This is a genomic window from Achromobacter sp. D10 (assembly GCF_035282245.1).
GTDB lineage: Bacteria > Pseudomonadota > Gammaproteobacteria > Burkholderiales > Burkholderiaceae_B > Achromobacter > Achromobacter insolitus.
Window position 1 is genome coordinate 425,162 of record NZ_JAYJLE010000001.1, and the last position, 26,184, is coordinate 451,345.

General features: G+C 64.4%; 25 protein-coding genes. 4 read left to right on the forward strand and 21 right to left on the reverse strand.

What is annotated here, in order from left to right; genetic code table 11:
* The first annotated feature begins 42 nt into the window (after positions 1–42).
* The gene (locus VCS63_RS02040; protein WP_042795985.1) at positions 43–1,395 is read left to right on the forward strand and encodes an MFS transporter; all 1,353 of its coding nucleotides are present in this window, start codon (positions 43–45) and stop codon (positions 1,393–1,395) included.
* Positions 1,396–1,414: 19 nt separating this feature from the next.
* Entirely contained in the window at positions 1,415–2,293 is an 879-nt protein-coding gene (locus tag VCS63_RS02045) for a DMT family transporter (protein WP_042795984.1), read from the forward strand.
* On the opposite strand, the gene rffA is transcribed toward VCS63_RS02045, so the two are convergent.
* From rffA to VCS63_RS02120, 15 genes are all read right to left on the reverse strand, one after another.
* Positions 2,290–3,438 (reverse strand): dTDP-4-amino-4,6-dideoxygalactose transaminase, encoded by a 1,149-nt coding sequence (gene rffA, locus VCS63_RS02050; RefSeq protein WP_175198712.1) that lies wholly within the window; start codon positions 3,436–3,438, stop codon positions 2,290–2,292. The genes VCS63_RS02045 and rffA overlap by 4 nt on opposite strands.
* A complete protein-coding gene (gene rfbA, locus VCS63_RS02055; protein ID WP_042795982.1) occupies positions 3,435–4,319 on the reverse strand; it encodes a glucose-1-phosphate thymidylyltransferase RfbA in 885 nt (294 codons plus the stop codon). The genes rffA and rfbA overlap by 4 nt, the downstream gene beginning before the upstream one ends.
* A gap of 2 nt (positions 4,320–4,321) precedes the next feature.
* Complete coding sequence (locus tag VCS63_RS02060; protein ID WP_082900633.1) at positions 4,322–5,194, reverse strand: class I SAM-dependent methyltransferase; 873 nt, start codon at positions 5,192–5,194, stop codon at positions 4,322–4,324.
* A gap of 5 nt (positions 5,195–5,199) precedes the next feature.
* On the reverse strand, positions 5,200–5,616 hold the full coding sequence (locus VCS63_RS02065; RefSeq protein ID WP_063961416.1) for a GtrA family protein: 417 nt from the start codon (positions 5,614–5,616) through the stop codon (positions 5,200–5,202).
* Positions 5,610–6,311 carry a phosphoribosylglycinamide formyltransferase gene (gene purN, locus VCS63_RS02070; RefSeq protein WP_063961417.1) on the reverse strand — a complete coding sequence of 234 codons (702 nt, stop codon included), beginning with the start codon at positions 6,309–6,311 and terminating at the stop codon, positions 5,610–5,612. The genes VCS63_RS02065 and purN overlap by 7 nt, the downstream gene beginning before the upstream one ends.
* Entirely contained in the window at positions 6,308–7,237 is a 930-nt protein-coding gene (locus VCS63_RS02075) for a glycosyltransferase family 2 protein (RefSeq protein ID WP_063641502.1), read from the reverse strand. Before VCS63_RS02075 ends, purN begins: the two co-directional genes overlap by 4 nt.
* Positions 7,234–7,920 (reverse strand): WbqC family protein, encoded by a 687-nt coding sequence (locus VCS63_RS02080; RefSeq protein WP_042795980.1) that lies wholly within the window; start codon positions 7,918–7,920, stop codon positions 7,234–7,236. The genes VCS63_RS02075 and VCS63_RS02080 overlap by 4 nt, the downstream gene beginning before the upstream one ends.
* Positions 7,921–8,017: 97 nt before the next feature.
* Complete coding sequence (gene clsB / locus VCS63_RS02085) at positions 8,018–9,229, reverse strand: cardiolipin synthase ClsB (protein ID WP_063641503.1); 1,212 nt, start codon at positions 9,227–9,229, stop codon at positions 8,018–8,020.
* Positions 9,226–10,092 carry an endonuclease/exonuclease/phosphatase family protein gene (locus tag VCS63_RS02090; protein ID WP_042795979.1) on the reverse strand — a complete coding sequence of 289 codons (867 nt, stop codon included), beginning with the start codon at positions 10,090–10,092 and terminating at the stop codon, positions 9,226–9,228. Before VCS63_RS02090 ends, clsB begins: the two co-directional genes overlap by 4 nt.
* A 293-nt stretch (positions 10,093–10,385) precedes the next feature.
* A complete protein-coding gene (gene aspS / locus VCS63_RS02095; RefSeq protein ID WP_042795978.1) occupies positions 10,386–12,173 on the reverse strand; it encodes an aspartate--tRNA ligase in 1,788 nt (595 codons plus the stop codon).
* Between the two features lie 41 nt (positions 12,174–12,214).
* Positions 12,215–12,880: a DUF502 domain-containing protein gene (locus VCS63_RS02100; RefSeq protein ID WP_042795977.1), complete on the reverse strand. Its 666-nt coding sequence runs from the start codon at positions 12,878–12,880 to the stop codon at positions 12,215–12,217.
* Between the two features lie 16 nt (positions 12,881–12,896).
* Positions 12,897–13,208 carry an FmdB family zinc ribbon protein gene (locus tag VCS63_RS02105; RefSeq protein WP_042795976.1) on the reverse strand — a complete coding sequence of 104 codons (312 nt, stop codon included), beginning with the start codon at positions 13,206–13,208 and terminating at the stop codon, positions 12,897–12,899.
* Between the two features lie 255 nt (positions 13,209–13,463).
* The gene (locus VCS63_RS02110; RefSeq protein WP_042795975.1) at positions 13,464–14,747 is read right to left on the reverse strand and encodes a putative Na+/H+ antiporter; all 1,284 of its coding nucleotides are present in this window, start codon (positions 14,745–14,747) and stop codon (positions 13,464–13,466) included.
* A gap of 134 nt (positions 14,748–14,881) precedes the next feature.
* Complete coding sequence (locus VCS63_RS02115) at positions 14,882–16,411, reverse strand: M81 family metallopeptidase (protein ID WP_323878125.1); 1,530 nt, start codon at positions 16,409–16,411, stop codon at positions 14,882–14,884.
* Between the two features lie 12 nt (positions 16,412–16,423).
* Positions 16,424–17,404 (reverse strand): Bug family tripartite tricarboxylate transporter substrate binding protein, encoded by a 981-nt coding sequence (locus VCS63_RS02120; protein ID WP_175198708.1) that lies wholly within the window; start codon positions 17,402–17,404, stop codon positions 16,424–16,426.
* A gap of 125 nt (positions 17,405–17,529) precedes the next feature.
* Between VCS63_RS02120 and VCS63_RS02125 the strand changes: the two genes are divergently transcribed.
* Positions 17,530–18,861 carry an aspartate aminotransferase family protein gene (locus VCS63_RS02125; protein ID WP_323878127.1) on the forward strand — a complete coding sequence of 444 codons (1,332 nt, stop codon included), beginning with the start codon at positions 17,530–17,532 and terminating at the stop codon, positions 18,859–18,861.
* 26 nt (positions 18,862–18,887) lie between these two features.
* On the forward strand, positions 18,888–19,760 hold the full coding sequence (locus VCS63_RS02130) for a MurR/RpiR family transcriptional regulator (protein WP_323878129.1): 873 nt from the start codon (positions 18,888–18,890) through the stop codon (positions 19,758–19,760).
* 10 nt (positions 19,761–19,770) lie between these two features.
* Here the strand turns inward: VCS63_RS02130 and VCS63_RS02135 are convergent, their stop codons facing one another.
* The 6 genes from VCS63_RS02135 to VCS63_RS02160 all read right to left on the reverse strand — a co-directional run bounded on the left by VCS63_RS02135 (position 19,771) and on the right by VCS63_RS02160 (position 26,109).
* Entirely contained in the window at positions 19,771–20,667 is an 897-nt protein-coding gene (locus VCS63_RS02135; RefSeq protein WP_042795970.1) for a DUF6999 family protein, read from the reverse strand.
* Positions 20,664–22,589: an iron-containing redox enzyme family protein gene (locus VCS63_RS02140; RefSeq protein ID WP_323878131.1), complete on the reverse strand. Its 1,926-nt coding sequence runs from the start codon at positions 22,587–22,589 to the stop codon at positions 20,664–20,666. The genes VCS63_RS02135 and VCS63_RS02140 overlap by 4 nt, the downstream gene beginning before the upstream one ends.
* 33 nt (positions 22,590–22,622) lie before the next feature.
* A complete protein-coding gene (locus tag VCS63_RS02145) occupies positions 22,623–23,555 on the reverse strand; it encodes a fatty acid desaturase (RefSeq protein ID WP_233461686.1) in 933 nt (310 codons plus the stop codon).
* A complete protein-coding gene (locus VCS63_RS02150; RefSeq protein ID WP_042795967.1) occupies positions 23,515–24,291 on the reverse strand; it encodes a sterol desaturase family protein in 777 nt (258 codons plus the stop codon). The genes VCS63_RS02145 and VCS63_RS02150 overlap by 41 nt, the downstream gene beginning before the upstream one ends.
* A gap of 123 nt (positions 24,292–24,414) precedes the next feature.
* Positions 24,415–25,308 carry a 4-hydroxy-tetrahydrodipicolinate synthase gene (gene dapA, locus VCS63_RS02155; RefSeq protein WP_042795966.1) on the reverse strand — a complete coding sequence of 298 codons (894 nt, stop codon included), beginning with the start codon at positions 25,306–25,308 and terminating at the stop codon, positions 24,415–24,417.
* Positions 25,309–25,623: 315 nt separating this feature from the next.
* Positions 25,624–26,109, reverse strand: coding sequence for a GAF domain-containing protein (locus VCS63_RS02160; protein ID WP_063961427.1), 486 nt, complete (start codon positions 26,107–26,109; stop codon positions 25,624–25,626).
* Positions 26,110–26,184: the final 75 nt, after the last annotated feature.

Consider the following 26,184-nt stretch of genomic DNA (forward strand, 5'->3'; position numbering starts at 1 on the left):
CCAACCGCCTCCGCCCCCGCCCATACACGACGTGACCTGCTGATGGGCATGGCGGGGGTTTCGGCGACGGTTGTACTGGCCGCGCTGGATTCCACCATCATCAGCACCACCCTGCCGCGCGTGGCCGAGGCGCTGAATGGCATGGCCCTTTACGCCTGGGTCGGAACGGGCTACCTGCTGGCTACCGCCGCGTCCATCCTGATATTCGGCCGCCTGGGCGACATGTTCGGCCGCAAGCCCTTGATGTTGCTATCGGTTTTGATCGTGGCGCTGGGCTCGATCGCCTGTGGCCTGTCGCAAAGCATGATGCAGTTGATCATTTTCCGGTCGCTGCAGGGCATAGGCGGCGGCATGATGATCGCGACCGCATTCGCCGCGCCGGCGGACTTGTTCCCCGACGCCAAGCAGCGGGTGCGCTGGATGGCGCTGGTGTCGGCGGCGTTCGCCATGGCCAGCGGCATTGGCCCGGTGCTGGGGGGAGCGGCCACGCAGGCACTGGGCTGGCGGGCGGCCTTTTTCATTGCGCCGATCGCGGCGGCGGGCGCGTTCTTCCTGCTGGCCCGTTACTTCCCGCGCATCCGGCCCATCCATGATGGCAGCCGCAAGATCGACTGGCTGGGCGCCATCCTGCTGGTCCTCGCAGTAGGGGCGCCGCTGGCCGCGCTGGAGCTCGCCTTCGCCAGCGGCGACCATGCCCAGCCCATGCTCGGATTGGCGCTGGCCATAGTCGGCGTCGCGGCCATCGCCATCCTCATCCCCACGGAACGCCGCGTAAAGTCCCCCATCTTCCCGCTACGCGTGCTGGGCGGCGCGGAATCCCGGCTGTTGAATCTGGCGGCGATGATGGTGGGCGCCGTCATGTTCGTCCTGATCTTCTATAGCCCGCTGTTGCTGCAACAGGTGCTTAACTACACCCCCAGCGAAGCCGGGCTCTTGCTCACCCCGCTTGTGGCCGCCATTTCTGTGGGCAGCATTATCAATGGCCGTTTGTTCCCCAAGCAGACCGAACCGCAGCGCTTGATGGTGTTCGGCGCCTGCCTGCTGGCGGCCGGCGCGCTGATGGTGCTGCTGATCTCGCCGGGCACCTCCGCCTGGTGGATTCTGGCTGCCTTCTTTGTCAACGGCTGTGCACTCGGCTTCCTGTTGCCGAACCTGACCCTGTTCATGCAGATGCTGAGCGAGCGGCGCGACGTGGGCGTGGCTTCGGCGCTGGTCCAGACCACCCGCGCCATCGGCAGCGCGCTGGGAACGGCCGTGGTCGGCATCATTATTTCCCATAGCACGGTACTAAACGGAGTGCGCGCGGGCCTGGTGCTCTGTATCGTCCTGTCCCTGAGCTGCGCCCTGCTGGCGCACCGCGTCAAGATGAAAAACCTGACCGCAAACCGCAAATGAGCCCCCGACGGGACTGACCATGCGTCAACGTAACCTGCTGGATCTGCTGCTCCTGGCCGCCGTCTGGGGCGGCTCCTTCCTGTTCATGCGCCTGGCAGTGCCGGAGTTCGGGCCGATCGCCCTGATCGAGCTGCGCGTTGGCCTGGCGGCACTGGTCTTGCTACCCGCCGCGCTGTGGCGGGGCAAGCTGCCCGTCATCGCACGGCACTGGAAGGCCTTGCTGATGGTGGGCGTGCTTAACGCAGCCGTGCCGTTCCTGCTGTTTGCCTATGCCGCGCAATCGCTGGGCGCCGGGTTCCTGTCGGTAGCCAATGCCGTGACGCCCGTCTGGGGCGCGGTCATCGGCTGGCTGTGGCTCAAGGACAAGCTTGCCTGGACCCGCTCCCTGGGCCTGATGATCGGCGTGGTGGGCATCGTAGTGCTGGTATGGGACAAGCTGAATTTCAACGACGGCGGTACGGGGCCCGCGGTCTTGGCCGCCGTGTCGGCGCCGGTGTTCTACGGCATCGCCGCCAACTGGACCAAACGCTTCCTGACGGGCGTGGATGCCCTGGCCAACGCCACCGGCAGCATGATAGGCGCGACGCTGGTATTGCTACCCATGGCGGTCACCCATTGGCCCGAGGCTCCCGCCTCCATGCAAGCCTGGATCGCCACCATTCTGCTGGCCGTGGTGTGCACGGGCGCGGCCTACATCATCTTTTTCCGATTGATCGCCAACGTCGGCCCGACCGGCGCCGTCAGCGTGACGTTTCTCGTGCCGATCTTCGGGGTGCTGTGGGGCTCGTGGTTCCTGGACGAGCGCATCACGCCATCCATCGCGGCGGGCGCCGCGATCATCCTGGCAGGCACCGCGCTGGCGCTGGGCCTATTGCGCTTCCGTCCTCGAGCGGGTTAGATCCGTTTCCGCAACGCGGCGTCCAGCACCTCGACCACCAGATCCTGCTGGGCGGCCGTCAAACCCACCCAGAACGGCAAGCGCAGCAGCCGCTCGGAATAATCGTCGGTGACCGCCATGCTGCCGGCCGCACGCCCATAACGAAGACCTGCGGGCGCGGAGTGCAGAGGAACGTAGTGGGAGACGGGATAGATCTGGCGTGCCCGGAACTCCTCGATCACCTCGCGGCGGCTGACGGTCGCAGGCAGCAACACGTAGTACATGTGCGCATTGTGCTCGCAGCCTTCCGGCACGATGGGCCGGCGCAACCGTTCCTGGGCCTCCATAGGCGCCAGCGCCGCATGATAGCGGTCCCAGATCGCCAAGCGCTGTTGCGTGATGTCCCGTGCGGACTCCAGCTGGGCCCAGAGAAACGCGGCGATCAGCTCGCTTGGCAGATAGGAAGAGCCCGCTTCCTGCCAAGTGTATTTGTCCACCTCGCCGCGGAAGAAGCGGCTCCTGTCCGTCCCTTTTTCACGGATGATCTCGGCCCGCAGCGCCAGATCGGGATGATTGACGAGCAGCGCCCCGCCTTCCCCCGAAATCACGTTCTTGGTTTCATGGAAACTGAACGTGCCAAGATCGCCAAGACTGCCTAGTGGACGACCTTTGTAACTGGCCATGATGCCCTGCGCCGCATCCTCAACCACCCGGATTCCATGTTGCGCCGCGATGGCCAGCAGTGTGTCCATTTCGCAGGCGACGCCGGCGTAATGCACCGGCACGATCACCTTCGTCCGCGGAGTAATGGCTTGCTCCAGGAGCATTTCGTCCAGATTCATCGTGTCCTGGCGCACGTCGACGAACACCGGCACCGCGCCGCGCAAGGCAAATGCATTCGCCGTGGACGCAAAGGTATACGAGGGCATGATCACCTCGTCGCCCGGCCCCACGTCACAAAGCATGGCGGACATTTCCAGGCTGGCGGTGCAGGAGTGCGTCAGCAAGCCTCGGGCGCATCCCACGTGCTGCTCGAACCAGTCGTGGCACAACTTGGTGAATGCGCCATCGCCCGCCAGCTTCTGGTTGGCCAGCGCCTGGGCGATGTATTCGGCTTCCTTGCCTGTCAGGTAGGGCTTGTTGAAATCAAGCCGCTGCGCGCTCATTGTGCGCCTCCAAATCGTTTGGTTTCGTCCGCGACGCTACGCAGGTAGTCCCGATATTGGCAATTGGGCAATTCGTTCACCAATTTTTCAAATGCTGCCAGACTGAGGAATCCGCGAACAAGCGCCGCTTCTTCGGGGCAGCCGATCTTGACGCCCTGGCGGCGTTCGACTGCCTCGATGTAGGCGGACGCTTCCTGCAGCGCAGAACTGGTGCCGGCATCCAGCCAGGCAAAGCCCCGGCTGAGCCGGTTCACCTTGAGTTTTCCCCGACGCAGATACTCGATATTGACATCGGTGATCTCGAGTTCACCGCGAGGCGATGGCTTCAGTCCTCTCGCGATGTCCACGACGTTCTTATCGTAGATATACACGCCCGGCACGGCATAGCTGCTACGAGGCTTCACGGGCTTTTCCTCGAGCGAAAGAGCGTTGCCCTTCGCGTCGAATTCCACGACTCCATAGCGTTCGGGATCTCGCACGTGATAGGCGAAGATCGCGGCGCCATCGCGGAACTCCGCCATGGCACGCGGGAAATCGCCGCCTCCGGAAAAGATGTTGTCGCCCAGCATGAGCACCACATCCTCTCCCGCGATGAAATCCTCGGCGATAAGGAACGCTTGCGCAATGCCTTCCGGTCTGGCCTGCTCCCGGTATTCGATACTGATTCCCCACTTGCGGCCATCTTCAAGAAGATTCTCGAATTTGGGCAGGTCCTGCGGTGTGGAGATTAGACAGAATTCGCGCACCCCCGCGGCGATGAGAACGGTCAGGGGGTAGTAAATCATCGGTTTGTCGAAGACCGCCTGCAACTGTTTGCTGGTTACCTGAGTCAGCGGATACAGCCTGGAGCCGGTTCCGCCCGCAAGAATAATCGCCTTCATCGCTATTCAATCCGTTGAGCAATCACGAAGCGGGATCCGCCCGCCGCAAAATCGACACCCGCCCTGATCAGCGAGGCCTCTCCCTTCATCACGCGGTACAGCATGGCGTTCAACCCCGGAGAAAGCTTGAACTCGTCGGCAGCGTCGAACTCGCCTCCCTGTTTCCGCTTCTTCAGGCGGGACATCATCATCAAGGGCAACAACAAGGAGACGAAGGAGGTGCTGCGCACGATGTGGAATCCTGCGGCACGCAGCTTGGCATGGCAATCCCTGGATGAGTAGCGGCGGACATGGCAAGCATAATCGTCGCTGGGGCTCCACAGCCAGTCGTGCTGCGGCACCGTCAGCAATAACATGCCCTGCGGCTTGAGCGCCTGGCGAATCTGCTGCAGGACGGCTTCATCTTCCTGGATGTGCTCCAGGACATCGAACGCGCCGATAACATCGAATTCCTCGCGAAATGGGATTTTGCGGGCATCCATCTGGATAAAAGCGGCCTGCTGCACGCGCTGTGCAGCGAAATGCAGTCCCTGGGAAAAAATCTCGCTACCAAGCATTTTTCCGAATGCAAACCGCTTGGCCATGCCGGCCAGTACAAAACCCGTGCCGCATCCGATTTCGAGGAAGTTGTCTCGCGCCGGGCAGTACTTTTCAATCGCCCAGGCGATCAGTTCGTTTCGCGCCTCAAACCAGAAATGTCCTTCCTCGAGGCTCGCGAGTTCAGCGAAATGGCTTTCCTTGAAGCCTCCGCCCTCGCGGGCGAGCTCCGGCGCGTATGCTTCAAAACCATCCACCACTACGGGTTTGGCGTGGCACGACGGACACCCTGGTTCATCGCGGGAAAACGCGGCACCGCAGGTCAGACATTGCTTCATCCCATCTATCCTTTCGCCTTGTCGGCGAACACGAACCAGCGAAGCGCGCAGAACATGAATCCCGCCACGATGAAGACGGCGGCCAACTGGACCCACTGATGCGATATGCCAAGGCGATCGGCAAAAAACGCCAGCAAGCCAATATTGATCAGGTATCCCACGCCGTGGGCCAGCACATACCGTAGTGCGGGCCCCAGGATACGGCCGTTGCTCTGGAAGGTCAGGCGACGGTTTCCAAAAAATGCCAATGCCGCCGTTACCGCATAGAGAAGCGTCACCGTAATCTTGGGCGCCATACCCAGGTGCGTGACCAGCAGATAGACCGCATATCCCAGGGCATTGCTCACCAGCCCGACCAAGGCATAGCGCAGCAACTGGAAGCGGTAGCCGGATCGTCCGGCACGTCGGTCCGGATTCAGCACGAGGGCGGTTCCGCTGCGGTGTGCGCCTTCACTTCCTGCCAAAACGTTTCGTCAGCCCATGCGTCCCCGGAGGACCCGAAGGGATTGAACATGACGTCCCTGCCGCACAGGCGCAGCAAGCGTGCACGTGGCTGCCCGGCGATACCCAGTTGGCTTCTCAAGGCTTCCAGCAAGGCGAGGCAGCCGGCGCGGAACACCAGGTCCATGACGTGATCGACGTCATCCCCGGCCTCGACCGGGATCGCCGCCTGAGCCAGCGGCCGGCCCGCATCGACTTCGGCCGAGACCCGATGCGCGGTCACGCCCAGCAGCGTGACGCCGTACTCCAGCGCGCGCCGCACGGGCTCGACGCCAATGGTCCCCCCAAAGGCCGGCAACAGGGAATAGTGCAGATTGAGCAAGGCGTGCTCGTATTCCGCGACAAAATCCGGGGTCAGGATCTTGTGGACATTCGTCACCACCGCATCAGGCGCGAGGCGCCGGAGCTCAAGCTGCACGTCCGCCTGGCCTGACCGCGAAAAATCCATGCAGCGCGTAAACAAGCCGTTGCCGCGCGCAAATTCGCTGGCGCCGCATTCGCGGTCGGTCAGCACGCCCACGATCCGCCCGCCGGGCAACCACCCTCGCTGCATGGCCGCCTGCACGAACCTGAGGTTGCCGCCGCCACCCGAGCATAGAAACACCACGCTTTTCATGGCGCGCCGTTCCGATAGATATCGCGGACTATCGTGTACGGACGTCCCTTCGCTTCCGTGTAGATCTTGGCCACGTAGATGCCAAGCACGCCCAGTGACGACATCAGCAGCCCCCCCAGCAACCAGATGGAAGCCATGACCGAAGTCCAGCCCGCCATGGACGTATCCTCCAGCCACCACCGCAGCACCAGGAAGACGATGTAGCACCCCGCCACCAGGGAAATCAACAATCCCAGGTAGAAGATACTGATCAGGGGTGCGTTGCTGAACGCGGTGACCGAATTCACGAGCAAGGACATTTTCTTGCGCAGCGTATAGGTCGAGGTCGAATTGCTCAGCTTGTCGACCTCGCAGGCCGATTGCCTGAACCCGGTGATGAACCAAAGCCCTGCGATGAAGACTTCGCGCTCTTGATGCTGCAACAAGGCCTGCACATAGCGCCGCGACATCAGGCGCGCGGTGGTGACGTTACCTGGCAAGGGCATGCCGGTCAGCTTTTTCAGCGAATACCAAAACAGCCGGCCGGTTACCCGTTCAAACCAAGCTCCCTTGCGTTGCCGCTGCACCCCGTACACCACGTCGCTGTCGGTCTCGGCGCGCAGGGCGGCAAATTCGGCAAGCCATTCGGGGGCCTCTTCAAGGTCGGTGTCGATAAGAAAGACCTCGTCGCCGCTGGCATGCGCCAAGCCTGTCATCATGGCCTTGTGATGGCCGAAATTGCGCGACAGGTCCACAACCACGAGCTTGGTATCGAGGGAGGCGATCTGCCTGGCGATTTCCAGGCTATCGTCAGGCGAGCCGTCATTGACCAGGATGATTTCATAGTCATCGCCTGCATGGTCTTTCGCAGCCAGTCGGACTCGGCGGCAGAATTCGTCGATATAGGGCGCGGACCGATACAGGGTGGCGACAACGGAGAGCTTCATTTCACGTATCTCATGTACTGGGACGATTCTGTGCCGCAGTTGAACAACAGATCCAATATGGAAACCCCATGTTCGAATTTTCCCCATAACTGAGGATATTCCGGATACCCGGCGTAATCGAACCATGCAACGCTGACGCCTGCCGCAGCAAACTCACCTTCATCGAGATAGGCCTTGGCAGCAGGACCCGATAGATAGCGGTCGGCGCCCGTCTGGCGGCATAGGCCGACCAGCCTTCCGGTTTTACCGGCCGAATACTCGAAATCCGCCGAATCGCTGATTTTCGTTTTGATTCCTAGATACGCGCAAATGGCCTTGATGAACGCGACGTTCAATTCAGATAGACGCTGATAACCTCCCTCGAGGTACAAGGGCTTCAGCCAACGCGCCACGTCTTCAAAACAATGGGCACGTCCGTAATTCGCAGCCAGGGTTTTCCAGTGCTTTTCGGCCCATGGGCCGGCAGGCAGTTCCACTTCGGAAATCCGCCGCTGGATATCCGAGCCAACTGGAATTGAGAGCCACTGTATGCCCTGCGGCGTCTTGATCTGGTTCCTGTTGCGCCAATCGTTCTTGGTGAACTGGACTTCATCATAAATAACGAATTCGTCCACCGCCGCGATCAGGTCAAAATATCCCTTCCACGGCACGTAGTTCGACTGCAGGATTGCCACTGTTTTCATGACCGCGTTCCCCTGTCCCCATCGTCGAAAATCAACCGCGGACATAGCTGTTCTCGACTCGCGCAATTTGTGCTGAATTCTACTCCAGCGCCCGCGCTCAGTACTTGTCGGAAGTTCCCGTCAGCGCCACTCCAATGCGCAACAACGTATAGGAAACCGCGTCGACCCAGCGCCGCAACCATCCCCGGCGCTGATACTCCAGCGGCCGGATGAAGCGCCCCCCCTCGCGGATGGCGGTCTCCAGCCGTTCCTGCAGGTCCCAGGAAAACGGCTGGTCGTCGACGACCACGTTGGCTTCGCGCGCCAGCAGCAGGCTGAACGGGTCCAGATTGGACGAACCCACGGTCGCGACGTTGTCGATGACAGCCACCTTTGCGTGCAGGTAGCTCGGCATGTATTCGTAGATCTCGATGCCGTCACGCAGCAGCTGGTCGTACAGCGAGCGCGTGGCGTGGTACTGCATGCGGTATTCGATCTTGCCCTGCAGCAACAGGCGCACGCGCACGCCGCGTGCGGCCGCCTTGGCCAGCGCGCGGCGGAACTGCCGGCCGGGAAAGAAATAGGCGTTGGCGATCAGGATATCGCGGCGGGCATGCGCGATGCCATAAAGGTAGGCACGTTCAAAGGTCTGGCGGTACCGCAGGTTGTCACGCAGCACCAGCGCGGCGCGCAGGTTGCCGCAAGGCGCAACGGCAGCATGCCGCGGCTTCAGCAGCCGCATGCGGTTCCAATCACGAGGATGGCGGCGCAGACGCGCCCAGTTCAACCGTACCCACAGCAGTTCCTGGGCATAGGCGGCTTCGGTGACCAGCGGTCCCTGCACCTGCACCGCGAAGTCGAAGCGCGGTCCGGTAATGCCGTCCGTGGGGTCTCGGTCATCGTAGTCGTCGATGATGTTGATGCCGCCGATGAAGGCGATGCGTCCGTCCACCACCGTAACCTTGCGATGCAGGCGCCTCAGCCTGCTGCGCGACGGAATGTAGCGCGCGAACCAGCGAGGCTCAGGACGGAATATGCGGCACTGCGCGCCGGCGTTGGTCAGCCGCGTGCGCAAGGGCTCGACGAACCCAGCGCTGCCAAAGCCATCGAGCACGACGCGAACCTTGACCCCGCGTCGCGCGGCCGCCTCCAGACTGTCCAATACCAGGGAGCCGGTGCGGTCCGGCGTGAAGATATAGGTTTCCAGGTGCACGCTGACCTGGGCAGCGTCGATGGCCGCGACCAACGCGGGAAAGAAGTCGGAGCCGTTCTGGAGCAACCGGACGTCGTTGCCCTCCGTCCAGTCCAGCTTGGACTGCTCAGCCCTCACGGCAGTTCCAGCTCGGCCAGCAAGGGAGAATGATCGGAAAGCCTGGCCCATTCGCGGCCGCGCAGCACGCGGGCGCTGCGCACGGCAAAGCCGCGCTGGTAGATGCGGTCCAGGCGGAACCACGGGAACACCGCCGGGAAAGTGCGCGGCGGCGGCAGCAGCAGTCGCGAATTGCCGTCCATGCCGAGCTGGTTGGTGCGCTCCATGATGGACACGCCGCTATTGGGCAGCCCGCGCAGCGCGTTGCTCAGCCGCTTCACGGAATCCCGCAGACGCGGCAGTTCGCCGCCATGGCTGCGCGGAGCATGCGAGAACACTTCATACAGACCCAGCTGCTGCACGAACAGAGGCGCCAGGCGATCGCCCCAGTCATTGAAGTCGCCCGCGATCAGGATAGGCTCGCCGTCCGGCACCATGCGCCGGATGCGTTCGGTCAGCGCCAGTATCTGGCGGCTGCGGCTGGTAGCGAACAACCCCAGATGCACGACGAAGCAATGCACCGCCCGTCCGTCGAGCTCGATGCGCGCATGCAGCAAGCCGCGCTGCTCGAGCCGGTGATCGGAGATGTCCTGGTTTTCGTGGTCAAGAATGGGAAAGCGCGACAGCAACGCATTGCCGTGGTCGGTCTCGTGACGGACGGCGTTGCGGCCATAGGCGACGTCCAGCCGCAACGCGGCGGCCAGGGACTCATGCTGGGCATCGAGCAGGGATTTCTGCTCATTTCGGCCCTGGACTTCCTGCAGGAAGACCAGATCCGGACGCAGGCCATACAGGCCCAGGCGCAATTCGTTCAGGGAGTCGCGCCGGCCCAATGCCGAGCGGCCCTTGTGAATGTTGTAGCTGACGACGCGGATGAGCGACATGGAAAATGGCGCCTTTCAAAGCTGGGGAACCGCCAGCCGCAGCAAAAAAGAAACCCGGCCGGCACCGCCCATAAGCGAGCGGCGTTTGCCAGATTACTCCAATTCAGAAGACAGTTGCTGCGCCTGCGACGCACTCCCGTTTTCCAGGAACAACTACTTTCTTTAACTGCCCAATCGAGGCACGAACGCCACAGCCGCACAACGCCCCTCAAGCCAGGCCGCACGGATCCGGCTCCGCCGGTCCGTAGCGGCGCCCCCCTGGGGGGGAAGCGCCTACGGCGCTTCGGGGGGGATCACTTCGTCTCTACGTTCCGCAAGCGGATGTGCAGCTCGCGCAGTTGCTTCTCGTCGACCTCGGACGGCGCTTGCGTCAGGAGACACTGGGCGCGCTGGGTCTTCGGGAAGGCAATTACGTCGCGGATCGATTCGGCGCCGGTCATCATCGTGACGATGCGGTCCAGGCCGAAGGCGATGCCGCCGTGCGGAGGCGCGCCGTATTGCAGCGCGTCCAGCAGGAAGCCGAACTTCTCGCGAGCTTCCTCGGCGCCGATCTTCAGCGCGCGGAACACCTTGCTCTGCACTTCCTCACGGTGGATACGGACCGAGCCGCCGCCGATTTCCCAACCGTTGAGCACCATGTCGTAGGCCTTCGCGAAAGCCTTGCTGGGATCGGATTCCAGGAAGTCTTCGTGGCCGTCCTTCGGGCTGGTGAAGGGGTGGTGGGCTGCGGTGTAGCGGCCATCTTCCTCGTCGTACTCGAACATCGGGAAGTCGACGACCCACAGCGGCATCCAGCCGGCGGTGGACAGGCCGGCCTTCTTGCCGAACTCGCTGTGGCCGATCTTCACGCGCAGCGCGCCGATAGCGTCGTTGACGACCTTCTCGCGGTCGGCGCCAAAGAAGATGATGTCGCCGTCCTGCGCGCCGGTGCGCTTGACCAGTTCGGCCAGGGCAGCGTCATGCAGGTTCTTGACGATGGGCGATTGCAGGCCGTCGCGGCCCTTGGCCACTTCGTTGACCTTGATGTAGGCCAGGCCCTTGGCGCCGTAAATGCCGACGAACTGGGTGTAGCTGTCGATTTCGCTGCGCGACATCTCGGCGCCACCGGGCACGCGCAGGGCGACCACGCGGCTGCCAGGCGCCGTGGCGGCGGCGGCGAACACCTTGAAGTCCACATCGCGCATGACGTCGGTCATGTCGGTGAATTCCAGGTTCACGCGCAGGTCCGGCTTGTCCGAACCGTAGCGGCGCATGGCTTCCGTCCAGGTCATGATCGGGAACGGCGTCGGCAGATCGACGTCCTGAACCACCTTGAACACGTGGCGGATCATGTTTTCGAAGATTTCACGGATCTCGAACTCGTTCAGGAACGAGGTTTCGCAGTCGATCTGGGTGAATTCGGGCTGGCGGTCAGCGCGCAGGTCTTCGTCGCGGAAGCACTTGGTGATCTGGTAGTAGCGGTCGAAACCGGACACCATCAGCATCTGCTTGAAGAGCTGCGGCGACTGCGGCAGCGCGAAGAAGTGGCCAGCGTTCACACGCGAAGGCACGAGATAGTCGCGCGCGCCTTCAGGCGTGCTCTTGGTCAGCATCGGGGTTTCGATGTCGATGAAGCCCAGCTGGTCCAGGAACTTGCGCACTTCGATGGACACGCGATAGCGCAGCATCAGGTTGCGCTGCATCTGCGGACGGCGCAGGTCCAGTACGCGATGCGTGAGGCGCGTCGTTTCCGAGAGGTTGTCGTCGTCCAGCTGGAACGGCGGCGTGACCGACGCGTTCAGGATCTCGACTTCCTTGCAGAGCACTTCGACTTCGCCCGAAGCCAGCTCGGCGTTGGCGGTGCCCGCCGGACGCTCGCGCACCAGGCCGGTCACGCGGATGCAGAACTCGTTGCGCAGGCGCTCCGCGGTCGCGAAGGCGGCGTTGTCCGGATCGAACACGATCTGCGCCAGGCCCGCGCGGTCGCGCAGGTCGATGAAGATGACCCCGCCGTGGTCGCGGCGGCGGTTCACCCAGCCGTACAGGGTGACGGTCTGGCCGAGATGGTCACGGCAAACCTGGCCGGTGTAGCAGGTACGCATGCGGGATGACTCCGTTTATGTGCTTGGTTGTAGCGTAAGGGTTACGAATCGGCGCGAGGCGTGTCTTGCACGTCGGGCGCCGGAACGGGAGCGGCCGGCCGGGACACAGGCGTCGCCGCCTGGACCGGGGCGACAACGCCCATGGAAACGATGTACTTCAAAGCCGCGTCCACGCTCATCTGAAGATCCATCGCGTCTGCGCGCGGGACCATCAGGAAGAAGCCGGACGTCGGATTCGGCGTGGTCGGCACGTACACGCTGATGTGGTCGCCGGGAAGCTGGTCGGCCACTTCGCCGCTGGGCGTGCCGGTAACGAAAGCAATGGTCCAGCTGCCTGCGCGCGGGTACTGCACCAATACCGCCCGGCGAAACGCCTGGCCGTTGGGCGCAAGCACGGTATCGCTGACCTGCTTGACCGAGTTGTAGATGGAACGCACCAAGGGAATGCGGCCCAGCAGGCTTTCCCACTGGTCCACCATGGTACGGCCGATCAGGTTGGCCGCGAAAACGCCCGTCAGAAGAACCACTACCACCACCAGCACGAAGCGGAAGCCGGGAATGTCGATGCCGAATAGCGATTCGGACGACAGGAAGCCGGGCACGAACCCTTCCAGGGTCGCGACCAGCAAGCCCAGCACCCACACCGTGATGACCAGGGGAACCCAGATCAGCAGCCCGGTGATGAAGTACTTCTTGATGACGCGCATACGCATCGCGTGTGCTCTAGGAGGCGGCGCTACCGGCAGCGGGCGCCGCAGGAGCGGCCGGGGCTGCTGGCGCCGCGGCAGGCGCGGCGCTTTCAGCGGACGCCGGCGTACTGGCCGAGGCCGCGCCCTGGCTGCCGCCGCTGCCGTTGCCACGGAAGTCCGTGACATACCAGCCGGAGCCCTTGAGCTGGAATCCAGCCGCGGTCACCTGCTTGGAGAACGTGCTTTGGCCGCATTCGGGACAAACCGAAAGCGGCGCATCGGAAATCTTCTGCAAGACGTCTTTGGCATGGCCGCAGGCGCTGCACTTGTAAGCGTAAATGGGCATCTAAAGCTCCCAGGCGGGGGCCCGGCGTATCAAAAAGCCGCTATCCAAAAGCCGCTGGCGCCAGACGCAAGGTCCGGGGCCGGATCGGGTCGGGGACCTGGTCCGAACGGAAGCGGCCGGTGGGCGAGGCCGGAAAAAATACGGGAAAGTCTTGAATTTTAGCGGTTTTTCGTGAATGGCCGGTGTCCGCCCCCCGCGGACCGCCTTGGGGCGCGCCGCAAGGGCTCCGTCAGCGGCTCCGCCGGCGCTGCCGCCCTATACGGGAAGCAGGAACATGACGGCCGCCACCAGGGTCGGCGCGAGGGCAGACAGGAACAGCCGCCCCGACGAAATGCTGCCGTCCGGGAAGTGGTTCTTCAGGATGGCGAAGCCAGCCGGGTTGGGCGCGTTGGCGATCACGGTCAGCCCCCCGCCGGTGACCGCGCCGGCCACCAGCATGTAGCGCCAGGCCTCGCTGGTGCCCTCGACCAGCGAACCCAGGTAGGTCAGCGCGGCGTTGTCGGTAATGGCCGTGAGCGCCGTCGCGCCCCAGAACAGCACAAAGGGCTCCAGGCCACCCAGCAGATCCTGCAGCCACCATTTCTGCAGGCCGCCCAGCACCACCAGCCCCGCGAGGAAAAAGCCCACCATCAGGCCTTCTTTGATCATCAGGCGGCTCTGATAACGCTTATAGGCTTCGGCAAAGCCGATGAACATCATCAAGAGGCCCAGAAAGATGGCCGGATGATGCGCGCTGAGCACCACGGCGACCAGGAAGCCCAGGTGCACCAGCATGACCAGCACCGGCACAGGCCCGCGCGCGTCGCTGCCTTCAGGCGCATCCACGCCCCCGCCCGTGCCCACCGAGCGCTCCAGCAGCGCCTTGCGGCAGATGAACGTCAAGAGCGCCGCGTTCAAGCAGACGGCGATCGCGGCGCGCCAGCCGAAATGCTGGACCATGAAGGTCGAGTCCCAGCCAAAAGTGGAAGCCACCATCAATACCGGCGGCGCGGCATAGGAGGTCAGCACGCCGCCAATGGACACATTGACGAACAGCACCCCGAGGGTCAGATACTTGAAGCCCGCTCGTCCGCTGCTGCGGAAATAGGCATCGCGCAGCAGGATGGCGGCCAACGTCATCGCGGCGGGTTCGGTAATGAAGGAGCCGCCCAGCGGCACCAGCGACATAACGACGAAAAAGGTGGCGAGTTCGCGCGGCAGCGGCAGCACACGCGCCACCAGACGCACCAGCATGCCTACCAGCTCCAGGATCGGCCGGCTGGCAGCCACCACCATGATGACGAAGACGAACAGCGGCTCGGTGAAATTGCGCGTGTCCATGTACTCGATGGCGTGCGAGGGGCCCGACAGCGCCGCCATCGCGACGATCAGCACAAAGGCCCAGACACCGAACACGGCCTCGACTTCGGAGAACAGATGCCAGATGCCCGCGTGCGGTCCGCCACGATGCGCAAGCCGCGCGAAAAAGGGAACCGAGAAGGTATGAAGAACCGCCACGGCGAACAGGATGGTGGCGATGACTTCAAGTGTCTGGGGCATGTAAACGACTTCCGGAAGAAGGATTCGACAGCGCGGACGCCGCCCGGCGGGCCTGCGGGACAAGGGTCGCAATATAGCGCAAGGCCCTTGCCGTGTAACGCAGGGTCAACACCGAGGCGCGCGGGCCCGCGCGCCTATTTCCGCAAGTCTTGCGCGTCGGTTGCGCCCATGCCCTGGCGCGCATGCCGGAACGGCAGCAGCCGCAGATCCAAGGCCGCGGGCCCCGGCGCGTCGACGTCGATGATCGCGGCGCACAGCGGCAGAAAAGCCGCCCGGAAGTGGTTCTTGGCCTTCACGCACAGCAGGCGCACATGATCCAGATCGATACCGTGCAGCGCGAAGAAGCCCGGATCGTTGGCGGGCGCGACCCGTTCGGTCACGATGACCTGTACGTTCGGCCGATCGCGTAGCGACAGCAAGGCAGTGCGTCCGCAACTCGTGCGCACGCCTGTTTCCATCGGGCCGATGTTGCTGAATTCACCGTCGGTATAGCGCTCGACCCGGAACGCCGCGCGCACCGCAGGCCCGAAATCGCCGCTCACGCGGCCGCCCAGGGCCAGTTCGCAATCGCCGCCCTGCCCGGCTTCGTGCGCGCGCCGGACCGCGTCAGGGTCCGCGAAGCTGGCGAATACGCAGGGCAGGTCGATTTGCGCATCGAGCAAGGCGCGAAACAGCGCCGGGGTATCGCACACTCCGCCCGACAGCGGGTTGTCGCCAGGATCGGTAACGGCCACCAGGCCGGCGCCCGAGCGCGCCGCCTCGACGGCCAACGCCAAGCCTTCCTGCGGCGTCGGCAGGCTGACCGCGAACGCGGGCGCCAGGCGCCGCATTGCCGCCATCATGGCCTCGGCCGCGGCGCTCGCCCCCGCGCCGCCAGCGTCGCGGACCTTATCAGCCACCACCAGCACCGAAGCGCCGGTATCAACCGTGTCGGCATAGGGAAAGCCGCCAAACACCGAGACTTCGGCCACGCGATCATCCGCCAGGGCTGCGGCAAGATCTTGCAATTCGCGCATCGGACCTGCATCGGTGCGCATGTTGAAACTGGACAGCAACAGGTCCGGTTTGGCCACGAGCACGCGGGGCGACAGCTCGCCGGCCTGCATACGCAGCAGCATGTCGAGCGCCCGCCGCGCCGCCTCGCGCATGTCGATGTGGGGATAGGTCTTGTAGCCGCTGGCGCAGTCCAGCAGGCCGCCCAGCTCCGGGGACAGGTTGGCATGCAGGTCGAAGCTGGCGCCCAGGGGCACGCCGGGCAGCAATGCCCGCACCGCGCGCACGAAATCCAGATCGGGCGACTGCCGCCGGTCCGTGATGGCGGCGCCATGCAACGACAGGTATACGGCGTCCCAGCGGGACTCGCCCGCCGCCAGGTCTGCCAGCACCTCTTCCGTGAAGGCACGGTGCACGGCATCCTCGATCGGACCGCCCGGCAGGGCGGACGCGCAGCGCAGGGCCACGACTTCCCAGTCAGGATGCGTCCGGAGGAACTCGGCGACTTCACCCAGTTCAGTGGCCGTGCCGTCGGCGGCGGCCAGGGCGTCGCCGCCTTTGCGCCATTCGCGCAGCTCGAAATCCGCCATGGCGCAAGGCACCGGGCAGAAGGCGTTGCCTTCATACCAGAAGCGCGCCACTGCAAGCCGTTTTTTTATGCTCTTGCCCATGCGCTTTCCCGATTATTCCGGACGGATGTCCGTGCCCTCGATCAGGACGCGGTACTTCTCGCGCTCCGTCTGCAGATGCTGCGCCAGCGCCTGCGGCGTACCGCCCATGGGTTGCGCCGCAAGCGCGGCCAGCCGTTCGCGCGTGGCGGGCGAATCCAGCACCCGCTGCGCGGCGGCGTTGAGCTTGTCGATGACCGGCTGCGGTGTGCCGGCGGGCGCCATCACCACGAACCACGAAGTCAGCTCGAAGCCCGGCACGGCCTGCGCGATGGCGGCCACGCCCGGCGCGGCGGGAACCGGCTGGGCCGAAGTCACGCCCAGCGCAACCAACTTGCCCGCCTTGATGAGCGGCAAGGCCGTGGGCAGATTGTCCGCGGACAGGTCGATCTGCCCGCCAAGCAGGTCATTATTGGCCTGGCTTGCCCCCTTGTACGGCACGTGGCGGATGTCCACCTTGCCCATGCGCTTGATCATCTCCAGCGCCAGGTGGCCCGAACTGCCCACGCCCGGCGAGCCCCAATTCAGACGCCCGGGCTCCGCACGCGCGGTGCGCAGCAGGTCCTCCATGTTTTTCAGGCCAGACCCGGGATGCGTCAGCACCACGTTAGGCACCTGCGCAACATAGGCCACCGGGGCGAAATCCTTGACGGGGTCGTAGCCGATCTTCTTGTAGACGTAGGCGTTGATGATCTGCGTGCCGGGCGTGCCCAGCAGCAGGGTATAGCCGTCCGCCTGCGCATGTGCCACCTCGGACGCTCCCAAACTGCCGCCCGCGCCGGCCTTGTTCACCACCACCACGGACTGGCCGAGTTCAGCGCCCAGGCCCTCTGCCATCAGGCGGCCCAGCAGATCGGTAGTGCCGCCGGCTGCGAACGGCACCACCAGCCGCACCGGCTGCTCCGGCCAGGCAGCACTGGCCGGCCCGGCCGCGCCCAACGCGGCGAGCGCCGCAATCCCGAAAGTCCAACGATGCAACAGACTGGAAAAGTTCATGACGCCCCCTTGAGCGAATGATGACGCAATGGCCTATACGGCAATAAAACCGTTTGGTTTATTTTTACAATAAATATACCATGTGTTTTATTCGACAACCCCCTCCGCCAATACCGCACAACACCATGAGCCGCATCATCCATCGCAACGCCAGCCCCCTTCCCGTCGCCATCAAGGGCGAAGGCTGCTTCATCATCGACCAGGAGGGCCGGCGCTATTTCGACGCATCGGGCGGCGCGGCGGTCTCGTGCCTGGGCCATGCGCATCCCGAAGTGCGCGCCGCGGCCGTGGCGCAACTGGATGCGTTGGAATACGCGCACACCAGTTTTTTCACCACGCCCGCGGCGGAAGAACTGGCCGAGCTGCTGGCGGCCAACAGCCCGGCATGCCTGGGTAACGCCTACTTCGTCTCGGGGGGATCGGAAGCGGTCGAAACGGCCCTGAAAATGGCGCGCCAGTATCACGTCGAACGCGGCGAGCCCGAACGCTACCGCTACATCGCGCGCCGCCAGAGCTATCACGGCAACACGCTTGCGGCCTTGTCAGTGGGCGGCAATGCCGGCCGGCGCGCGCTCTACCAGCCCGTACTGATTGAAAGTCACCACGTTTCGCCCTGCTTTCCCCTGCACTACCGCGCGGCCGGCGAAAGCGATGAGCAGTACACCGACCGCCTGGCCGCGGAGCTGGACGCCGAGATCCTCCGGTTGGGTCCGGACACGGTGTCCGCCTTCATCGCCGAAACCGTGGTCGGCGCCACCGCAGGCACCGTCGCGCCCGTGCCCGGCTACTTCCGCAAGATCCGCCAGGTGTGCGACCGCCACGGCGTGCTGCTGATCCTGGACGAGGTCATGTGCGGGCTGGGCCGCACGGGCAGCTATCACGCCTTCGAGCAGGAAGGCGTGGTGCCGGACCTGCTGACGCTGGCCAAGGGCCTGGGCGGCGGTTACCTGCCCATAGGCGCGGTGCTGGCGCATGACCGGGTCATTGGCGCCATCAATGCAGGCTCGGGCGCGTTCCAGCATGGCTATACCTATGTGGGCCACCCGGTGGCCTGCGCCGCAGCGCTGGCCGTGCAGCGCATCGTGCTGCGCGACAAACTGGTGGACCGCGTGGCAGAAATGGGCGGGAAGTTCGGCGCCATGCTGTCCGCGCGCCTGGGAAGCCACCCGCATGTGGCCGACATCCGCGGCCGGGGGATGTTCTGGAGCGTGGAACTGGCCGAGGACCCCGGCAGCCTGCGCCCCTATGCGCCAGAGCGCCGCCTCCATGCGCGCATCAAGACGCAGGCGCGCAAGCTGGGCCTGCTGTGCTATCCGGGCGGAGGGACCATAGACGGCACGCACGGCGACCACGTGCTGCTGGCGCCGCCCTATCTCAGCACCGCCGATGAACTGGGGTTCGCCGCGGACGCGCTGGCCCGCGCCATCGATCTCGCGCTGAAGGACGATACGCCATAATACGCGGCACCTAACCCGGAGCGCAGATGGATAAAGCCGCCATCGACAAACTGATCGAAACCCAGTTTTCCGCCTTGCCGCCCAAGCTGCGGCAGGCGGCCCGCTACGCGATCGATCATCCCAAGGACATCGCCCTGGAATCGATGCGCGCCACAGCCGGCCATGCGGGTGTGCAGGCCGGCGTCATGCTGCGCCTGGCACGCCAACTGGGATTCGAATCCTACGAGGCGTTCCGGCAACCGTATCGCGACTGGCTGGCCGCGGGCGGTTCCAGTTTCTCGGGCCGCGCCACGGCGCTGCGCAAGCGTCCACAGCATGATGCCGATGCCGGGCTGGTCGCCGACATCCTCGATGCCGAAGTCCATAACCTGGGCAGCAGCCTCGGCTCCGCCGCCCTGCCCGCCCTGAAGGCCGCGCACGGCGTGCTGGCCGGCGCGCGCCGCATCTACGTCATAGGCCTGCGCAGCCTGTATCCCGCGGCCTATCACTTCAGCTATGCCTGCGGCATGTTCCTGGACAACGTAACGCTGCTTACCGGCGTGGGCGGCACACTGGCCGACGAATTGCGCCGCATTGGCCCGCGCGATGCCCTGGTCGCGTTCAGCCAGGCGCCCTATGCCCAGGTGGCGGTCGCGGCGGTGGAATTCGCGCGGGAGCGCGGCGCCAGCGTGGTCGCGGTCACCGACAGCGCGGTTTCACCCATAGCTTCCGGCGCGCGCGCACTGCTGCTGGTGGCCAATGACACGCCCTCGCTGTTTCCGTCCGTGGTGCCTGCCCTGTCCATCGCCCAGACGCTTACTGCCATGCTGGTCGCGCACAGCGGCGAGGAAAGCCTGCGCGAAATCGCCAATAGCGAAGCGCAACTGCAGCGCTTCGGCGTGTACGCCGAAAAACGCTGAGGCTCGACGATCAGGCGATCGGCGCGGGCGGCTCGCCGCCTTGCTGCGCGTCCTTCATTTCCATCAGCAGGCTGTGCAGCATCTCCGTGGACAGCCCATGCAGCACCAGCCGATAGCCCGCGCGCAGGGTCGACATTGGCACCAGGGGATGGTTGTTGTTCACCAGGATCAGATGCTGCGGCGCGCCCAGCAGCTTGGCCGCATAGATCCCGATGGTCTCGTCCAGCTGCAATGAATTGGCTGCGCGCCAGAAGTCGTTGTCGGTCAGCATCAGCTGGTACAGCGGCGTAAAGAGCTCAATCGCGCTTTGCAGGTCCAGAAAATTCAGCTTGCCCTGCGGCATGTCTTCGAGCAGCAGATCGGGATCGCGGATCATTGAAAAATCCACCCGTGGCGGCGCGTGCATCTCTACGCCCGCATCGCGCAGCGCCTGGTTCAGGCGGATGACGAAGTTGAACAGGTTCAGGTCGTGCTTGACGAAGAGTTCATCCTTCAGGTCATCGATATCGCGCGGCTCCAGCGGCGTGGTCGTGATCGGCACCGGCGAGTTGGCGGCGATGAAGGACAGGATCTGCGCCCCCAGATGGAAATGGCGCAGGATCAGCCAGTTGGCCTCGGGGGATACGAAACGCTTCAAGCCCCATGCCAGGATCCGATGCAGCAGCTTCGAGTGCGACCAGCGGCGCGGCAGGAAGGTCTTGATGACCTGGATCAGGATGATAAAGGCCCGCGCGAGCGGCCGCAGGAACGGCAGCAGGTATTGGCGCGAGGCGCAGCTGGAATCCGTCAGCCAGGCCTTCTTCACCTTGTCGGGCAAGGGCGTGCTGCGATCCAGGTAGAGCGCCAGCCACGGGCTGGGGTCTGCCGGATCGTGCGGCTTGGCAAGGAATTCAGGCTCTTTGCTCATGACGCGTCGCCTTCCATCACGTGGTGAAACTGCATCAGGTACAGCGCGGCCGTGCGGCGCGCCGTGTCGACGATGCGCTGCTCGGCGCGGCCGTCCTCGTCGCAATCCAGCGCCAGCTCCACCGCCGACAGCCAGCGCGCCAGGTGATGCTCGTCGTTATGGCCGTGATATTCCAGGAAGCGGAAGGCGTCCGGCGGCAGCTTCAGACTGGCCTTGAGCAGCGGCAGCAGCGCCGGCACGATGCGTTGGCCCGTGCCTTCAATGATGTAGATGGCGCCCAGCAGGCCGATGGGGTCGCGCGTGGCGGCCAGGCCGTGCAGATAGGCGTTGAGCGCTTCGCCCCCGGGGTTGCGGCGCAGCGCGTCGATATCCTCGACCGCGCCGCCCGCGATGCGGTAGTCCTGGAACAGGATCTGGAAGTCGTTCTGTTCCTCGCCCGCATGCGTGTCGATCAGCGCCGCAAGGGGCGCGTATTGCTCCGTCAGCGAGGCCGCGCCTTCGCGCATCCACTTGCTGCCTTCGCGCACCTGCGGAATCCAGTTCTCCATCCAATTCAGATAGTCGGCCGTCTGGAATTCCCGATTGCGCAGGCGCCGCACCACCGGCGTGCGCCACACACGCGAGCGGTAGTCGTGCCAGATCGCGGCCAGCTCGGTCAGCAGCTGGCCCAGGCCCTGCGGCGCCATGTCCGGATCGTGCGGCGGCGCGATCGCGGCGGCATCGTCGCTGTTCGCATCCTCGCGCAGCGCAGCCGCGGCGGGCGCGCCAGCGGCGATCTGCGGCGCATGCACGGCCTCGGCCTCCAGCAGCATGTAGGCCGCCATGAAGCGTCCCGACTCCGGGATGTAGCAGAAGATCTGCTCGCCCGGCTTCACTTCGCGCGTCTCCAGGAACTCGGCCAGCATGATCAGGATGGACGCCGCGCCGGTATTGCCACGCCACGCCAGGTTGCTGAACCAGCGCTCACGCGGGATCACGAGGCCTGCCTTCTCCATCAGGTCTTCTACAACCGGGATGAACTTCTCCGACGAGTAATGGCACAGGAAGTGGTCCACCTGGTCGGGATCCACCCAGCCGTCGCGCACCAGCTTGGCGTATTCATGGATGCCGATGTCGAACAGATGCGGCAGCAGGCGGATGTCCTGCCGCAAGGAAAGCGCGCCGTCCGCTTCGGCTTCGTTCCAGGAGGGATAGTCCAGATGGCCGCGGGCGCGATCCGCGGACAAGCCCAGCTGCATGCACACCGGGTAGTCGCCCGAGAACGAACGCTGGTGCACCCACTTCAGCCGCAGGCGCACGCCTTGCGAGGCCCCCGGCAAGGGCCGGCCGCTATTGCCCAGCAACACCGCTCCCGCGCCGTCCGACAGCATCCACCGCAGGAAATGCGCATCGAAGTCAGCGTCGTAGCCTCGCGCGGCGAAGCGTGAACGCTTGAACAGCCGCGACGGCAGCTCGCTGGCCACGGCCAGTGCGCTGCCGTGACCGCCCAGCTCCACGCCCTGCGCCGCCGTCTGGATGGCCGATACGCCTGCCGCGCAAATGCCATGCACCGACAGCGTCTCCATCGGATGCGCGGCCAGTTCGCCTTGGATCATGTTGGAAAAGCCCGGCATCAGCGCGTCTCCGCCCGACGAGCCGCTGGCCAGCAGCGACACCGCGGACAGGTCGCTGTTGTGGCGCCGCAGGCAGTCGCGGATGGCGTTGGCCGCCAGCTGCGCGTTGGTAAACACCGTTGCGCCTTCAGGATCGATCGCGTAATAGCGCTGCTTGATGCCGTTTTCTGCCAGGATGCGGCTCTTGATGCGGCTGGACATGCGGTTCAGCGGCGCAATGTAGCTGTCCATGGCATCGTTGGACACGGGTTCGCCCGGCATGAAATAGCCGGCGCTTTCCAGATAGACACGATGAAACGCTATGGGCATGAGAGGCCTCTGGTGGATGTATGGAGTTCGGCGCTAGCGGATATGCTCGGGCGCCATGCATGAGCGGCTGCGAAAGCGCGGCATCAAGGCGCCCAGCACGAACACGCGAAACATGTAGGGCGTCAAGCCGGGCTCGTTCAGGACCGGATCCACGCGGTTGCGGTATTGCTCCCGGTGCAGGCGCACCAGCTCGGACCAGTGCGCCCGCGGATGCTCGTGATGCGCCGTGTGCAGGCCGATATTGAAGAGCAGCGGATTGACCAGCCCTTCGAAGTTGCGCGCATAGTTCAGGCCTGCGACGGCCCGGGGGCCGCCGTCGGCATGGGCATGCTGCAGGTAGTTGGTGGCCAGCAGCCAGTGCAGGCCGTGCAACTGCGGCACGATGACAAACACCAGCGCCTTGATGGGATTCACGGCCAGCAGCCCGCCCCAGAGGCCCAGCCACACACCGTACTGCGCCATGCAATAGCGCCAGGCGCCCGGCCAGTGCCGGCGCAGGCGGCCCAGCCACGCGAAGAACAAGGGATACAGCACCCAACCGGCCTGGAAGGGATGGATCAGATAACCCCAGAGGTGGTTCGTGTCGCCGCCAAAACGGTAAGTGCGCGCCACGTCGCGCGCGCCGTGCTTGTAACGGTGGTGGTTGGCCACGTGCGCCGGGTAGAACACGAAGGTCGGGTGCCCTTGCAGCAACGTGATCCAGAAATCGGTGGCGCGGTTGGTCCAGCGCCCGCGCCACATTCGGATATGCGTGTGGTTATGATGGATGACGCCCACGCCCAGGGTCAGGAACAGCATCAGGCCGTATAGCGGCCACCAGAAGCCATGGACCCATTGCCAGGCCGCCAGGGCGGGCAGCGCGGCCAGGTAGACAAGGCTTTGCCAGTCGCGCCGGTTGCGCAGCGACGGCAGCCGGCGTTGCCGCTTAAGCGCGCCCGCCAAGCGATTCTCGTTGTTGGTAGGCATTCAGCTGGGGCTGCGCCGCCTCGGCCTTCAGGCGGGTGCGGAACAAACGGTCCATGAAGGTGAACTGGAAGCCGTAATTGCCGTTGTAGCAGGCATGGTGCAGATGATGCCGGCGGCTGGCGGCGAACCAGTGCGCATAGGACACCTTGGGAAAAAAATCGTAGTTGGCGTGCCCGATGCAGTTGAAGAACAAACTGAACAGCGGCACGGAGGCCAGCGACCAGAAGCTGAAGTCATGCAGCACCATGGGCAGCATGATCACGTTGCCCAGCATCAGCGCTTCGATAGGATGGAAGCTGTAGGTTGAAAACGGCGTGGTCACGACCGAGCGGTGGTGCGGCAAGTGGAAGCGGCGCAGCGGCTTGGTGTGCAGGAGGCGGTGATTGATCCAGAAATGCACGTCGTTCCAGGCCACCAGCACCAGGATTTCGACTGTGATCTTTTGCCAGCTGGCGTCCGGGTCCAGATGCGCCCAACCCAACTGCAACAAGCCCCACGGAAAAATCATGCCGGTGCCAAACAACAAGATGGACAGGCCGGATTGGGCGAATTCGCGCCGCAACTGGCCCGGCGCCAGCGGGCGCGGATCCAGCGGACGCCCGATGCCCAGCGAAGGCAGGATGTAATGCGTCAGCAGCCAGGTGGCCGCGCCGAAGACCAGATAGATGCCGCCGAAGAAAAGCAGGCCCGCCAGCATGACTTGCCAGGCGGACAAGGCTACAAAAGCTTGGGCCATGAACGTTCTGTTTCACCCGAAGAATGGGCGCATGATAAGCAATCCGTCAGCTTCCAGGTAGGACATTTATTACAAAATGAATCCGAAGACCACAAAGCTGGCGGACTGCTCACCAGGTTCCGGCTATTGGCAAGGATACTGGCGATTCAGTCCCGCCACGGCGGCGTCCATGCGCGAAGCCAGCCCCATGCTGGCGGGCGGCATGGGCAAGCGCAGCTCTTCGCTCAACAGGCCTTGACGCCCGAGCTGCGCCTTCAAGGGTCCGGGGTTGGGCTCGGCGAATGTCAGCTGGATGATGGGAACCAGCGCGTGGAAGAGCTTTCTCGCTAAATCCAGCTGCTGTGCCCGCACGGCCTGGTACATGGCCACGAACAGGTCGGGGCGGATGTGCGCGGCCGCGGCGATCATGCCAGCGCCCCCCAGGCTCATCACGGACAGGGCCTGCAGATCCTCGCCCGCAAGCACGTTCATGTTGCCATCGGCGATCAGCGCGATCGTCTTCTCCAGTGAGCCGCCGCAGTCCTTGATGGCCGCAATGTTGGGATGCGCCGCCAACGCCAGCAGGGTCGCTGTATCCAGTGTGGTACCCGTGCGATATGGAATGTCGTAGAGCACGAGGGGGAAGCGCGAGGCATCGGCCAGGCAGCGGAAATACATGGCGGCGCCTTCCTGGCCGGGGCGAACGTAGTACGGCGCGGGCGCCAGGATGCCAGCGAGCGGCCGCGTGCCGAAGGCGGCCAGGCGCTGCATCACGTGGCCATGGTGATTGCCGGCCAAACCCATGATGACGGGCATCCTGCCCGCCTCGGTCAGCACGGCGTCAAGCACGGCAAGTTGCTCGGCGTCGTCCAGCGACGCGGCCTCGCCGGTGCTGCCGCACACGACCAGGCCGTCCACCCCCGCGGCGGCATAGTGGCGCACCAGCCGGCGCAAGGCGCCGCCATCGACGGCGCCGCCGGAAAACGGCGTGACGAGAGGCACCCAGACGCCCTGGATCGGTGATTGATGAGATTGCATGTGAACACTCCTTCGGTGTAAGCGGACCGTGGTTGGACCGTACAGAAGTGCTCGGGATACTAGGGGTGCGCGGACGGCGCCATGCGCCGCCAGGAGGCCGCTGTTCCGTCGCCCATCTGACGGAACAGCATGCTCCGGTCAGATGAGCGGCTGTTTTTTGGATTTCAGGCCGACGCAAGCCAGCACCACGCCCAGGGCGCGGAACGGGAAAGCGGATTGGATGGCCTGATGAATCATGAATGGAACGGATGCGGTTGTTTGCAAGCGCAGATGCGGGAATCTACCGGGACCCCGCATCCGTGTCAACGCTGCGGCTCAGCCCAGGCTGGCCAGGAACACCGCGCACAGGGCTTCCATGCCCTGGCGGTCGTCTTCGTCGAAGCGGTCCGGCACCGGGCTGTCCACGTCCCAGACGCCAATCAGTTGGCCGTCACGCACCAGCGGCACGACGATCTCGGAACGCGAGGCCGCATCGCATGCGATGTGGCCGGGAAAAGCATGCACGTCGGGTACGAGCTGCGTCTCGCGCTGGCTGGCGGCCGCGCCGCATACGCCGCGGTTCAGCGCAATGCGCACGCAGGCCGGCTTGCCCTGGAAAGGACCCAGCACCAATTCCGTGCCATCGAAGAAATAGAAGCCTGCCCAGTTCAGGTCGGGCAAGGCCTGGTAGGCCAGCGCGCTCAGATTGGCGGCGTTGGCAATGCGGTCATGCTCGCCATCCAGCAGGGCACGGGCCTGGGAGGCCAATCCGGCATACAGGGCGGCCTTGGAATCGGCGACGATCGGAGCGGCTTCAAACATGGGAAATGTAACTGTACAGGCGGTTATCGATGCAGGTGATTTTAGGGCTTGGCTGCTTTAAGGGGGCCAGGCTGC